The following is a 13,675-nucleotide window of genomic DNA, read 5'->3' as shown; positions in this document are numbered from 1 at the left end:
GATATCAATCTTCGAGTGTGAAGGTACTGATCGAGGAGCTGGCTGATAAGGTAGGCAGTTGTTGATGTACTCATTAGCCTCCCTCATCAATTCAGATGAAGAGTTACGCGTGCGATTCATATTGCATAGCTCGCACACGAACTCATCAGTGGGTAAACGAGGGCTTAATGGGTGGTGAACCCGCCGTCCACGCACAGAGCAGCTCCAATTACGAAACTGGCTGCTGAACTGGATAGCCACAGTACTGCCGCTGCCAGTTCTTCTGGACGTCCCATCCGACCTATTGGCTGGCTGCGCATGAACTCGGTAATGGAATCTTGATCGATGTCCTCGACCATAGGTGTATCGAAGGTGCCAGGGCAAACGGCGTTAACGCGGATGTTTTTGGTTGCGAACTCCAACGCCGCGCATTTGGTGATCCCCAGCACGCCATGCTTAGTTCCATGGTAGGCAGTGCGTCCTGGCAAACCGACCAAACCACCTAGCGAAGAGCAGTTCACGATGGCGCCGAACCCCTGCTTCTCCATTTGAATCAGTTCGTGCTTCATGCAGGCCCAGACACCTTTGAGATTGACGGAATTCACTTGGTCGAAGCCTTCTTCGGTCTCTTCAGTGATGGCGCCTGTCGGGCCGCTGACGCCTGCATTATTGAAGGCCATATCCAGCCGACCAAATGCTGCGACGGTCTTCTCAATCAGTGCTTTGACTTGGGCTTCCTGGGTGACATCGCATGGGACGGCAAGCACGCTGAATCCTAGGTCTTTCAACTGCTCGGTGGCCTGCTGCAGAGAGTCTGCATTGCTGTCAGACAGCACAACCGATGCACCACTTTCGGCAAACGCTTTCGCTGTCGCAAAGCCCAAGCCTTGGCTTGCACCGGTGATTAAAGCCACTTGGCCACTGAATTCGTAGGTTGGACGGGACATATTGGATTCCTCTTCTGTGGTTCTGGCATGACGGATACGGCTATGCCGCTTGAAAACTGAACACAGGCTATGGGAATGTGATTAGTATTATAAGCGTCGATAATCTAAGTATTGAGCTGAGAGAAATTCAATAATGAGCGTCCCCAAACTCAACGACCTTCAGTCATTCGTGGCAGTCGCAAGAGACCAGAGCTTTACGAAAGCTTCGGTTAAGTTAGGGGTATCGGCATCAGCGCTCAGCCATACGATCAGAGGACTTGAAGAAAGGCTAGGCGTGCGCTTATTGACCCGCACTACGCGTAACGTAGCGCCAACTGACGCGGGGGAGAGGTTGCTAAACTCGATTGGCCCGCTATTCGATCAGATAGTGGCCGAGGTCGACGCGCTTGGGGTTCTCCGGGACAAACCGTCAGGAATTATCCGGATCACCTGCTCTGACGATGCGGCGGAAAGCACGCTGCGGCCAATGCTGCCGAAGTTTCTTAAGCAATACCCAGACATCCACGTAGAAATTAGTATCGACTATGGGTTTACCAATATCGTCAGCGAGCGCTTCGACGCAGGGATTCGGCTCGGAGAATCGATCAGCAAGGATATGATTGCCGCCAGGGTCGGGCCAGATTGGCGGCTATCGGTCGTCGGGTCTCCAAGCTACCTAGAACGCCATGGCGTGCCGCTGGAGCCTCGGGATTTGACTGAGCATTCATGCGTCAATATCCGGCATTCGTCCAATGGCCCCTGCTACGCATGGGAATTCGAGAAGGATGGGCGCGCGATCAATATTCGGGTTAGCGGACAGTTTACGGCGAACAGCAGCATTCATGTTCTAAATGCAGCCCTGGACGGAGTCGGGCTCGGTTACGTTCCGGATCACCTAGCTAAGCCTTATCTGGAGAGCGGGCGCTTGGTTGAGGTGTTGTCTGCTTGGTGCCCATATTTCGAGGGCTATCACTTGTATTATCCGAACAGGAGACAGGCATCACCTGCGTTCCGGGCGTTTGTAGATGCCATGCGGTTTAAAGGGTAATAAGTGCTGTGGGGCGACAAATTGCCTTTCATCATTTCTGGCTGACGACAGCGATTGCTGAGTTTTATGGTGGTACTCAATGAGTAAAGCTCATTAGTTTCCAAGAGCTGGATGGGTAAAAATTGACGCACGAAGCTACCCATATGGGTCGCAGATTACTTTTCCGTCAAGGATATTTATGAGCGTTAGCCGCGCGAATCTCGCTGATTTTGTTTATTTCCTTGCCATCGCTCGGCACCAAAGCTTCAGCAAAGCTGGCCGGGAAGTTGGGATCAGTGCATCCGCGTTGAGCCATGCCATCAAAGCTCTGGAGACACGGATTGGGGTACGGTTACTCAACCGAACCACTAGAAGTGTAACGTTAACGGATGCGGGCGAAAGGCTGCATCAGGTGATCAGCGCGCCGATGCAGGAAATTGACGGCGCCATGGAGATTCTGAATAAGTTCCGGGACGATCCGACAGGCCGAATCAGATTGAACATTCTGAGCGACGCCGCTGACCTCTTGCTCGGCCCCGTGCTTCCGGAATTTACAGAACGGTATCCGGAAATCCAGATAGATCTGACGGTGACCAATCTGATCGTTGATGTGATCGGTGAAGGCCATGACGCAGGTATCCGTTATGGCGGAACAGTTCCTGAAGACATGATTGCGCAGCGTCTATCGCCGGACATTCGGTGGGTCGTTGCCGGAACTCCCGATTACCTCCAAAGGTTCGGTGTTCCTAAGCACCCCGACGACCTACATAACCATCGTTGCCTGCGGATCCGCTTAGGTAGTGGTGTGATGTACAAGTGGGAGTTTGAAAAAGATGAGGAAAAGCTTGAAGTTGCTGTACCTGGAACGATCACGATCGATGAAACTCGTGTAGGACTGTCGTTGGTGCGAAATGGAGCAGGCTTGATGTATGCCCCTGAGCCCGCCATGCGATCTCTGATCGATTGTGGTGAGGTCGTCACTGTCCTGGATGACTGGGCTAGCGTTGCGCCGGGCTTTCACATGTACTTTTCCAGTCATCGGCAAATCCCAACAGGGCTACGATTGCTGATAGACCTCATCCGTGAAATCCAACCGCTAGGTGAATAGCTGTTATTTGCAGCGCCGTTTTACATTCATGCGGTGAAGCGAACGCCGCACTGAGCCGATCTCATGAATCCGTGATCTTTACTGTGGGACTAACTAACGGGCCCGGTACAGTCGCTTTTGGCGTGTACCGGAGAACATTCTTTAGTCACGAGGTAGATATGGAATACAAGCATCTTGGTCGGTCGGGACTCAAAGTCAGCAGGCTGTGTCTAGGCACCATGAATTTTGGTGAACTCACGGATGAGGCGACCAGCTTCAGTATCATGGATGAGGCGCTTGAGGCAGGGATCAACTACTTCGACACTGCCGATGTCTATGGCGGGCCTAACTCTCCGGACATGGCGAAAGGGTATGGGATTTCGGAGGAATATATTGGCCGCTGGCTTGCCCAAGGTGGCCGCCGTGATCGAATCGTGTTGGCCACCAAGGTTTATCAGCCAATGGAGCTCGGGCCCAACGACCGACGCCTTTCGGCATACCGCATTCGGAAAGCCTGTGAGGAAAGCTTGCGCCGGCTGAAGACTGACCATATTGATCTCTACCAGATGCACCACATCGACCGTAATACCCCCTCGGAGGAGATCTGGCAGGCTATGGAGCTGCTCGTTCAACAGGGCAAGGTAATCTATGTTGGCAGCAGTAATTTTGCAGGCTGGGATATCGCCACGGCTCAAGCTTCGGCAGCTAGCCGCTCATTCTTGGGACTGGTATCAGAGCAAAGCATCTATAACCTTTCGAATCGTGCGATCGAGTTGGAGGTTATCCCGGCTTGTCGGCATCTTGGGCTTGGCGTAGTGCCGTGGAGCCCACTCGGCGGTGGTCTGCTGGGCGGTGCTCTGCAAAAGATCACTGAAGGTCGCCGGGCAAAACCCAAGGTCGTCAAACAAATCGAGCGGTACCGGCCACAGTTGGAACAGTACGAAGCACTGTGTGCCGAGCTTGGCGAATCGCCCGCTGATGTGGCATTGGCCTGGTTGCTTCACCAACCCGCAGTTACTGCACCAATCATTGGGCCTCGGACTGTGGCGCAGCTCACGGAAAATCTGCAGGCACTGAAGGTGGATTTGTCGACCAGCACGCTTGAGCGCCTAGACGCGATTTGGCCGTCACAAGGTGAAGCACCTCAAGCTTATGCGTGGTAACAAGGAGCGCTTGGATTCGCCACTGCACTCATCAACTTGGTGATGGGTGCAGTGGCCAGTGCGTCGACAGTTGGCCGCATTAAGCCTCGACGGAAGACAATAGCGATTACGCTTTCCGGGCAGAGGCGAAATCGATCACGAAGCGGTACCGCACGTCCTTACCAATGACTCGCTCATAAGCTTTGTCGATTTGCTCAGGCTTGATCATCTCGATATCAGCAGTGATATTGCGGGCGGCACAGTAGTCGATGACTTCCTGAGTTTCAGCAATACCACCGATCAAAGAGCCTGCGAAAGATTTGCGCCCAAATGCCATGAGCATGCCGTCGAGGCCTTCGAGTTTTCCAAGTGCCCCCACGTTGACGAAGGTTGCATCAAGCTTCAGCAGGTCGACGAACTGCTGCATTGGGTAGGATTCGGGCACCGTCGAAATGATCAGATCGAAGTGGTTCGCCAGGCGTGCAAAAGCGGCTTTGTCGCTCCACAGCACAGCTTCATGTGCGCCCAACCGCTTGGCGTCTTCGATCTTGCCGGGCGTCGTCGTGAAGACCGTAACTTCCGCGCGCCGAGCCACGCCAAGCTTCACTGCCACGTGCCCCAAGCCGCCCATGCCAACAACCCCTACTCGTTGGCCCGGCTTAAGCTGCCAATGCTGCATTGGCGAAAAGGTCGTGACCCCTGCGCACAGCAGCGGAGTCATGGCGGCGAGGTTGGCGCCTGCCGGCATTCGAATGGCGAAGTGTTCCTTCACAACAATACGTTCTGAATATCCACCATAAGTCATCCCGCCCATTACTTTGTCTGGGGAGGCATAAGTGAACGTCGTGCCTTTGAGGCAATTCTGTTCGCGATCGGCGAGGCAGTTCTCGCATTCGCCACAAGAGTCGACCATGCACCCGACGCCAGCGTAATCGCCTACTTTGAATTTGGTGACCTGGCTACCAATCGCCGCGACCTTTCCAGCGATTTCATGCCCAGGTACACAAGGGTAGGGGGTTTCAGACCATTCACTGCGCGCAGTGTGAATGTCCGAATGGCAGATGCCCGCGTATTCGATGTCGATCAGGATGTCCTTAGGCCCTACAGCTCTGCGTTGAATCTGCATGGGCGCGAAGCCCGACTTGGCTCCTTTGGTGGCGTAGGCACGTACTGTAAATGGGCCTTTGAGAGGTGCAGCTTCAGCCGATGCCGTCGTTGCCGCTGCTGCGGTGCCCACGCTGCCGAGCAAAGGGACAGCTGCGAGGCTGGCGCCAGCCAATATGATCTTGCGTCGGCCCATCGTTACAGGTTCGACGTTAATTTTGCTGTCATCACTCATCCTTGCGTTTTCCTCAGGATTTCAATCGGCTGGTGAATACTTCGTTGAATACCGGCACAGCGGTAAAAACATTCGGCCAGCCGGTATAAAACGCCAGCTGGGTTAACATCTCTGAGGCTTGGGCTTGAGTCAGTCCGTTATCCATGGCGCGAGTGAGATGCGCCTTGAGCTGCGCGACCTGTCCAGTAGCGATCAGCGCACTGACAGTGATCATGCTTCGATCACGAGGCGCTAGGTCTGGCCGTAGCCACAAATCATGGAACAGTGAAGCGCTTGTGTAGTGAACAAGTCCCGGCGATACGGGGCCGACGTTCTTGTCTACGTAGGCCGTGCGAACGTTCTCGGATGCTTGGTCGATAGGAAGCAGAGGAGGTGAGACAGGGGGCAATTGATCCTGTTTGATATCGCGCTTCTCAAATACATCCTTGGTGATCAGGATGGTTGCGGTCGCATTGCCCCATCCGGTGTAGAACGCGAGGTGATTAATGGCTTCGGAAATCTCCGAAGGCTTGACGCCGTTATCCAGCGCCAAATTCAGGTGGTACGCGAGTTCAACTGTTTGCTGTTTGGATATCAGGACTGCCAGCGTGACGAGGCTGCGATCACGTGGTGTCAAGCCAGGTCGTTTCCACACCTCTCCTAGGAGAGTGGTCTCAGTATTGTGAGCCAACGCTGGAGACACTGTGCGCATGTCGTCTAGAGTCGGTACTGGTGGAGAATGGGGAGCAGACACTTGGGCATTCGTTGAGCAGGCCGCCAGCAGGATGGTTAAGCAGGCGACACCCGCCTTCGCGAGGCTCATCGAGACGCCTCGTATTGCGCGTCACTGACAGGCTCCATCCACTCGACGTTTTTGCCATCCACAGCTTCCTGTATTGCGATGTGAGTCATGCCGGTGGTGGCTGTAGCGCCATGCCAATGCTTTACCCCCGGCGGCGTCCAAATAAGGTCTCCTGGCTTGATGAGGATTTTCTCGCCGCCCACCTGCTGCACCCAACCGGTACCCGCAGTAACGATTAAGGTCTGGCCTTTCGGATGAGTGTGCCAAGCCGACCGGGCGCCTGGCTGGAAAGTGACAGCGCCAGCGGAAACCGTCGATGGCGCGCGCGCAGCGAACAGCGGGTCAATCCGGGCGTTCCCAACAAAGTTGGCAGGGGCACCCATGATCGAAGCTTGTTCACCATTTCGACTGATAGCCATGGTCTGGTCTTTCGGGATATCTGCACTATGCGCGGACATGGCCGTACACAACATGGCGGCCAGCGAAGAAGTTTTGATGAGTGCTCTCATTGGCAAGCTCCTGCTAAGGGGGCGGTTGATCCATCACCCTAAATGAGAAAATTTCCCGGTACTACCAGCCAAATTCCACATGATCCGATGAGCACACCTCATCAATCCTTCTCTGAATTCTCAGCTTCGGGCTCGGGCCCTGTATCTCGGTAGCTTCAACAATTGATGAGTGCCACTCAGCAGAACATCCAGCATTAGCCGGGTATTCAGCGCCTATCAGGTTGATTAGCTTGGTCGGACTTAAACATTCCTACGTATTCAGCGATCACTGACGTTCATGCAGGGAGGGATTTGAATATGAATGCGCGATTCCTATCGGGCGCGGCGCTCGCCGCTTTCGTCATTTGCGGTGGTATGAGCACTTATGCGACGTCCGCTGAAACTACAAGTGGGCACGAGCAGAAGGGGGTAAATATGAAGTGGGAGCAGGCTCAGCTTGGTGCCATCGTCAAAGCCGACGACTTGCACATCTCTGTTTTTCGCGAAGACATGGTGAACTACGGTACTCCGACCTTTATCTGGTGCGTGCAGGTAGGTGGTGACCTGTACGTACGCGCGTACAACGGCGTTAACTCTCGTTGGTACCAGGCTGCACTTAAACAAAAGGCAGGACGAATTATTGCCGCTGGCAAAACCTTTGACGTCAGCTTTGAGCCAGTGAGCGGTGGAGTCAACGATCAGATCGACGATGCCTACCGAGCCAAATACAGCACCAGCAGTTACCTGGCACCGATGATCAGTGAGCGATCCCGAGCAGCGACTGTTCGCATATTGCCCAAGGGCAGTACGCAGTGAGTCAGATCGGAGTGGCCTCAGCTGAAGGCCGGACTCAAGAAGCGTTAGGGATGGAGCATGAGCCACAGCATGGCATTCGCACCCTTCTGATCCTTAGTGCCCTCTTAGCATTCGCATCAGTCTCCACCGACTTGTATCTGCCCGCCATGCCCATCATGGCCACCTTTCTGCACGCCGACGCTGGAACAATGGCGTTGACCGTGAGCGGTTACTTGGCAGGCTTCAGTGGGGGGCAATTGTTCTGGGGGCCGTTCAGTGATCGATTCGGTCGGCGACTGCCCATCGCGCTTGGCTGCCTGTTGTTTATTGCTGGCGCAGCCGGTTGCGCCCTGGCAACCACTGGTACGGCGATGATCTGCTGGCGTGTCGTTCAGGCGCTGGGGGCATGCGCTAACGTGGTTCTCGCCCGGGCAATCGTGCGAGACCTTTATCAAGGTCGCCATGCCGCGCAAAAGATGTCGACGTTGATGACAATCATGGCGGTGGCGCCACTGGCGGGCCCTACTCTAGGCGGCCAAATCCTACATCTGTTCTCGTGGCAGGCGATCTTTTGGACTTTGGTAATTTTTGGCTCAGGTACGCTTGCCAGCTTGATCCTTCTACCTGAAACGTTGCCTTCAAAGCGTCGCAGCCCAACCTCAGTGAGCGCGATCGCTCAGCGCTACGGCCTGCTCTTGCGTACGCCAAAATTCTTGGCCTACATCGCCACAGGCGGATTCTTTTACGCAGGCACGTTCGCCTACATAGCGGGTTCACCCTTCGCCTATATCGCTTATCACCATGTTGATCCGCAGTGGTATGGCGCGCTGTTTGGCGCTGGGATTGTTGGCCTCATGGTGACGAACCAGCTCAACGCTCGTTTGCTCAACCGGTACGACATTGACGATCTGTTACTAGTCGGTGGGGGCATTTCAGCTATCGCTGGGAGCGTTATTGCGATCTCGACTTGGAAGGATTGGGGCGGGTTGCCGCTCCTTATCGCCGGATGCTTCGTCTTCGTCACTGCTACGGGCTTTGTTCTGGCAAATGCCCTCACCGGGGCATTGAACTGCCTCCCCGAGTATTCCGGTACTGCATCGGCGCTTGCCGGTGCGCTGCAGTACGGCGCGGGCATGCTGGGAGCAGCGCTGGTCGCCAAATTTGCAGATGGTACTCCGTGGCCCATGGGCCTCTCCGTAGGGATTTGCGGTCTCGGCTGCCTGCTCAGCGCAGCGTCCGTGCTGCGGACAACACACAAAACTGATCACCTTTAACTTTGAGGATTTTTCGATGAGTTTTTCGTTTGAGAACAAAGTTGCTTTGGTAACCGGCGCGGCCTCCGGCATTGGTTTGGCCACTGCCAAGGCATTCGCCCAAGCTGGAGCAGCTGTTGCCTTGGCGGATGTAAACGGTGAGGCAGCTCAGGCCCAGGCCGAAACCTTGGTCGCTGCCGGTCATAAGGCAATCGGCCTTCGCTGTGATGTTTCCAACATCGATCAGGTGGAGGCAATGATCAACGATACCGTTGCAGCGTTTGGGCGATTGGACGCTGCTTTCAACAACGCAGGTATCCAAAACATCTTGGCAGAAATCGCCGATGCCACCGTCGAGGATTACGACCGCGTGATGTCCGTCAACCTGCGTGGTGTCTGGGCGTGTATGAAGTTCGAGCTGGAACACATGCGTCGCCAGGGTAGCGGCACTATTGTGAACTGCTCCTCCCTGGGTGGCCTAGTGGGCGGTGCAGAACGCGCCAACTATCACGCTGCCAAGCACGGCGTTATCGGCCTTACCAAAAGCGCCGCGCTTGAATATGCCGCTCGGAATATCCGCGTCAACGCGGTATGCCCGGGTCTGATATGGACACCAATGGCAGATCAGATGGTCGCGTCGGGGCAGGGCGAGGCACTCGAAGGCATGACTAAGGCAGTACCAATGGGCCGCCATGGACAGCCTGAAGAAATCGCTGACGCTGTCCTCTGGCTGAGCAGCACCTCCTCCAGCTACGTGACTGGGCAATCCATCTCGGTGGATGGTGGTTTCGTAATGCGTTGATCCAGTTGCCTGTGTGGGTGTGAAAAAGCATTCGTTTACCAGACTGAGCAACGCCTCGCGTTAGCGGCTAAGACGGGCTGCGCTTTGACCATTAGGTCGAGCATCAAAAGGAATAGAGACTCATGTCGGAATCAAATCCGTCCAGAACAGGCACTGTATTGCTGATTGCGCTGGGCTTAATCACCCTGTTGGCCGGGCTCTTCATGCTCGCGGGCGGCGCCTATCTCATCGCGTTAAGTGGTTCCTGGTACTTCGCGCTGGCCGGTCTTGGCATGACCCTCGCCGGAGTGTTGCTGGCACGTCGTCGCCTGTCTGGGGCCGTGCTCTATCTAGCGGTATTCGCGGTGTCGGTTGTCTGGTCAATGTGGGATGTCGGCTTGGCCTTCTGGCCACTGTTTTCACGTTTGTTCGCCTTCGCCGCACTGGCGTTTCTGGTACTCCTGGCGATCCCCACAATGCGCAGTGGCCAAAGCCCGTCGGTGGGCAAGGCCGCTTATGTCGGGGCTTTGGTAGTGGCAGTAGGGCTGGCGGCGACGTTCTACACGGCTCTTCAGCCGCAACCGATTCAGACTGCCGATGGTGCGTCAGATCCGCTACCCGGCAAGGCAGTGGGTACTGTAAAGCCGGCTACAGACTGGCGTTATTTTGGCCATACCCCGTCCGGTACTCGTCACGTTGAAGTGGACAAAATCAACCCGCAGAACGTGGCCGATCTAAAAGTCGCGTGGACTTATCGAACAGGTGAAATTCCCAAGGCCAGCAAGGAAGGTCATGTGGTGACACCGCTGCATGTGAACGGTGTACTTTACGGCTGCACGCAGTCGAGCCAATTGTTCGCTCTGGACGCCGACACCGGCAAAGAAATCTGGCATTACAATCCAAAGGTGCAGGCGAACAACGTGTATCCGCGGTGCCGGGGTGTGGGGTATCACGATGGGATTCCAGAGGTTTCAGTTGCTGGCACTCAAGCGCCCGTGGCGTCGTGCAGCCGGCGGATCATCGCCACGACCGTGGATGCTCGTCTCGTCGCAGTGGATGCGCAGACAGGCGAGTCCTGCGAGGACTTTGGTGACCACGGCAGCGTGAGTCTGCGCGTGGGCATGGGCAACGCCAACCAGGATCTCTACTTCCCTACGGCGGCGCCCACTGTGGTGCGAAATCTGGTGGTCGTGGGCGGGCTGGTGTGGGACAACCAGAAAACCGGCGAGCCCTCGGGTGTGGTTCGCGCTTTCGATGTGCGTACCGGAGCCTTGGTCTGGGCCTGGGATCTGGGTAACCCGGCCATCACCCGCGAACCGCCTGAAGGTCAGAGCTACACGGCCGGAACGCCCAACGTCTGGTCTACCCCCGCGTTTGATGACGCCTTGGGTCTTATCTATCTGCCGACCGGGAATGCGACACCTGATTTCTGGGGTGGCCACAGATCGGAAGCCGATGATCGCTACTCATCTTCCGTCGTCGCGCTGGACATCGCTACTGGGCGCGAGCGCTGGCATTTCCAGACCGTGCATCATGACCGCTGGGATTACGACGTACCCTCGCAGCCGGCTCTTTATGACGTACCGGATGGTCACGGCGGAACCTTGCCTGCGCTGATTCAGACGACCAAGCGGGGCCAGATCTTTATGCTGGATCGCCGCACCGGAACGCCGATTGCCAACGTCGAAGAGCATTCGGTTCCACAGGGCGGGGTTGCAGATGATCGCAGCTCGCCCACCCAGCCTTATTCCGTTGGCATGCCTGCCATCGGGACTGAACCGTTGAGCGAAAGTCGTATGTGGGGACTTACGCCGCTCGACCAGCTGGTTTGCCGAATCGAGTTCCGCAAGGCGCGCTACGAGGGTGAATTCACGCCGCCCAGTGAGCGCCTGACGATCCAGTATCCCAGCTGGCTCGGTGGCATGAACTGGGGGTCGGTATCTATTGCGGAAAACCTTGGCTATATGATCGTCAACGATACCCGCGTTGCGATCTGGAACCGCATGATTCCGCGTGTTGCATATGACGAAAAAACTCTCGCCGGTGGTGGCCACGAGGGCAATGCTCCTCAAGAGGGAACCCCATGGGGGATCGAACAGGGGCGTTTCCAGTCGCCGTTAGGTATCCCTTGCCAGCAGCCGCCGTACGGGACTATCAGCGCCATCGACCTAGCAACCCAAAAAGTCGTCTGGTCGATGCCACTCGGCACTACCGAACAAACCGGCCCGCTGGGCATCGCCACACACTTGCCCATGCCCATCGGCATGCCGACTCGTGGGGGCCCTGTAACGACCTCCAGCGGTCTGGTGTTCATCGCGGCCTCGCAGGACTTCTATATCCGCGCCTTTGATGTACGAACCGGCAAAGAACTGTGGAAAGGACGCCTGCCTGTGGGTGCCGAAGCAACGCCCATGACTTATGTGTCGCCCAAAACGGGCAGACAGTTTCTGGTCATTAGTGCAGGTGGTAACTCGGCTACTACACAAAAGGGCGACTACGTGGTGGCTTACGCGCTGCCTCAGTAAGTGCGCAGCCTAGAAGCATCCCTGGCTCCGTCGGTGAGGCGCAGCCAGGCTCTAATTTGTTGATCTTGATCGAGGAAACGTATATGGAACTCAAGCGCGCAGGCTCTCAACCATCCGTCAAAGGGCCGGTGGAGTGGTTCACTGGCACAGTCCGGATTGATCCGCTCAACTTTCCACCGGAACCGGCAAGGGTTTCGGTAGCAAGCGTTACGTTCGAGCCCGGCGCCCGCACCGCCTGGCACACCCATCCTTTGGGGCAGACGCTGATCGTCACGGCTGGCTGCGGCTGGACGCAATGTGAAGGGAAACCAATCGTGGAAATCCGGGCAGGCGATGTAATCTGGTGCCCTCCCGGCCACAAGCACTGGCATGGCGCTTCAGCGACTACATCAATGACTCACATTGCTGTTCAAGAAGCCTTGGACGGTAAGAATGTTGAATGGCTGGAAAAAGTGACAGATGAGCAATATCAGGTAGGGCCTACCCCCTAAGCCGCTCAGCAGGCGCTGATTTGCAACGAGATCCGACTGAGGTACCCGCTTTCATGCGAGGCGAGGTACAGAGCGCTCATCGTGATATCTCACATGTGCACTATGCTGCCAAGGTGAATGATGCTCGTGAATGCCTCACACACAGCCCTTGCGCCAGGCGATTACGCCCATCCACCAACGTCGTGATTCGCTTTATTTATCTGGGTGCCATTCCTGATTAATAGCGTTTCGGAGGTCTCGATAGGCAGCGTGATGATGTACGAAAAGAGATGTGCGGGTGCCACTTAGCGTGCACACCTGCTTGCCTGAGCGTGCGGACACGGCCGTAAAGCATGGGTGCTCTTTTTTTGCGCTCTGCTTCCATGATTATTTGCTGCGAGAAGAAGTGCCGACGTCGTCAGGCGTGCGCCCGGAGTCATTTCGCCATGCGCTGAAAGTCATGTCGTTCCCAAAGTATTCGTAGACGATGACCGATGATGCGTTACACAACAAATAAGACATAGGACAATATAATGAGCGAGACCCAAGATTTTATTTTCAACCAGACCATGATTCGGATTCGTGATCCTAAGAAGTCGATCAATTTTTACTGTGATGTATTGGGGATGACATTGCTGAACAAGTTTGATTTCCCCGATATGAAATTTTCTCTGTATTTCCTTGCGTATCAGGATTCTGATGCAGCCGCCATTCCTACAGACCCCCTCGAAAAAGCGCAGTATGTTTTCAAGCAGAAGGCCACGCTCGAACTGACCCATAACTGGGGGACTGAGACAGAGGAAGATTTTCCTGGATACCACACCGGGAACTCTGATCCCCGTGGATTTGGACACATAGGAATCACTGTTCCAGACGTGCACCAGGCCTGCGAGCGCTTTGAAAAACTGGGCGTCCAGTTCGTCAAACGACCTGACGAAGGGAAAATGAAAGGATTAGCGTTCATCAAAGATCCTGATGGCTATTGGATTGAAATCCTTGCTGCTCGCTCTTTGGCTGAGATGATCGTTTTGAGATAGATCACACAAGGCCGTGACCTGGAGCTGGGCCTCTATTTCCAAATC

Annotated in this window: 13 protein-coding genes; 9 read left to right on the top strand and 4 right to left on the bottom strand. The window is 55.5% G+C overall.

Annotated elements, in window-relative coordinates; translation table 11 throughout:
- Positions 1-164 precede the first annotated feature (164 nt).
- A complete protein-coding gene (locus PMM47T1_RS21740) occupies positions 165-926 on the bottom strand; it encodes an SDR family oxidoreductase (protein WP_008373059.1) in 762 nt (253 codons plus the stop codon).
- Positions 927-1,059: 133 nt separating this feature from the next.
- Between PMM47T1_RS21740 and PMM47T1_RS21735 the strand changes: the two genes are divergently transcribed.
- From PMM47T1_RS21735 to PMM47T1_RS21725, 3 genes are all read left to right on the top strand, one after another.
- Complete coding sequence (locus PMM47T1_RS21735) at positions 1,060-1,953, top strand: LysR family transcriptional regulator (RefSeq protein ID WP_008373058.1); 894 nt, start codon at positions 1,060-1,062, stop codon at positions 1,951-1,953.
- Positions 1,954-2,131: 178 nt separating this feature from the next.
- Positions 2,132-3,040 carry a LysR family transcriptional regulator gene (locus PMM47T1_RS21730; RefSeq protein ID WP_008373057.1) on the top strand — a complete coding sequence of 303 codons (909 nt, stop codon included), beginning with the start codon at positions 2,132-2,134 and terminating at the stop codon, positions 3,038-3,040.
- 158 nt (positions 3,041-3,198) lie between these two features.
- Complete coding sequence (locus PMM47T1_RS21725; protein ID WP_008373056.1) at positions 3,199-4,182, top strand: aldo/keto reductase; 984 nt, start codon at positions 3,199-3,201, stop codon at positions 4,180-4,182.
- A 106-nt stretch (positions 4,183-4,288) separates the two neighbouring features.
- Here PMM47T1_RS21725 and PMM47T1_RS21720 read toward each other — a convergent pair whose 3' ends face one another.
- The 3 genes from PMM47T1_RS21720 to PMM47T1_RS21710 are packed head-to-tail and all read right to left on the bottom strand — an operon-like array spanning position 4,289 to position 6,790.
- A complete protein-coding gene (locus PMM47T1_RS21720) occupies positions 4,289-5,500 on the bottom strand; it encodes an NAD(P)-dependent alcohol dehydrogenase (protein WP_008373055.1) in 1,212 nt (403 codons plus the stop codon).
- Between the two features lie 13 nt (positions 5,501-5,513).
- Complete coding sequence (locus PMM47T1_RS21715; RefSeq protein ID WP_043301374.1) at positions 5,514-6,302, bottom strand: carboxymuconolactone decarboxylase family protein; 789 nt, start codon at positions 6,300-6,302, stop codon at positions 5,514-5,516.
- A complete protein-coding gene (locus PMM47T1_RS21710) occupies positions 6,299-6,790 on the bottom strand; it encodes a (R)-mandelonitrile lyase (protein WP_008373053.1) in 492 nt (163 codons plus the stop codon). Before PMM47T1_RS21710 ends, PMM47T1_RS21715 begins: the two co-directional genes overlap by 4 nt.
- A gap of 297 nt (positions 6,791-7,087) precedes the next feature.
- Here PMM47T1_RS21710 and PMM47T1_RS21705 point away from each other — a divergent pair, with 297 nt between their 5' ends.
- The 6 genes from PMM47T1_RS21705 to gloA all read left to right on the top strand — a co-directional run bounded on the left by PMM47T1_RS21705 (position 7,088) and on the right by gloA (position 13,630).
- On the top strand, positions 7,088-7,585 hold the full coding sequence (locus tag PMM47T1_RS21705; protein WP_008373052.1) for a DUF2255 family protein: 498 nt from the start codon (positions 7,088-7,090) through the stop codon (positions 7,583-7,585).
- On the top strand, positions 7,582-8,838 hold the full coding sequence (locus PMM47T1_RS21700) for a multidrug effflux MFS transporter (RefSeq protein ID WP_238536641.1): 1,257 nt from the start codon (positions 7,582-7,584) through the stop codon (positions 8,836-8,838). The genes PMM47T1_RS21705 and PMM47T1_RS21700 overlap by 4 nt, the downstream gene beginning before the upstream one ends.
- Before the next feature lie 16 nt (positions 8,839-8,854).
- Entirely contained in the window at positions 8,855-9,619 is a 765-nt protein-coding gene (locus PMM47T1_RS21695; RefSeq protein ID WP_008373050.1) for an SDR family NAD(P)-dependent oxidoreductase, read from the top strand.
- 122 nt (positions 9,620-9,741) lie between these two features.
- Positions 9,742-12,123 (top strand): membrane-bound PQQ-dependent dehydrogenase, glucose/quinate/shikimate family, encoded by a 2,382-nt coding sequence (locus PMM47T1_RS21690; protein ID WP_008373049.1) that lies wholly within the window; start codon positions 9,742-9,744, stop codon positions 12,121-12,123.
- A gap of 83 nt (positions 12,124-12,206) precedes the next feature.
- Positions 12,207-12,614 (top strand): (R)-mandelonitrile lyase, encoded by a 408-nt coding sequence (locus PMM47T1_RS29235; protein WP_008373048.1) that lies wholly within the window; start codon positions 12,207-12,209, stop codon positions 12,612-12,614.
- A 512-nt stretch (positions 12,615-13,126) separates the two neighbouring features.
- The gene (gene gloA, locus PMM47T1_RS21685; protein WP_008373047.1) at positions 13,127-13,630 is read left to right on the top strand and encodes a lactoylglutathione lyase; all 504 of its coding nucleotides are present in this window, start codon (positions 13,127-13,129) and stop codon (positions 13,628-13,630) included.
- Positions 13,631-13,675: the final 45 nt, after the last annotated feature.

It is taken from the genome of Pseudomonas sp. M47T1 (assembly GCF_000263855.1).
Classification (GTDB): Bacteria; Pseudomonadota; Gammaproteobacteria; order Pseudomonadales; family Pseudomonadaceae; genus Aquipseudomonas.
This window is presented reverse-complemented; position numbering and strand designations above follow the sequence as displayed.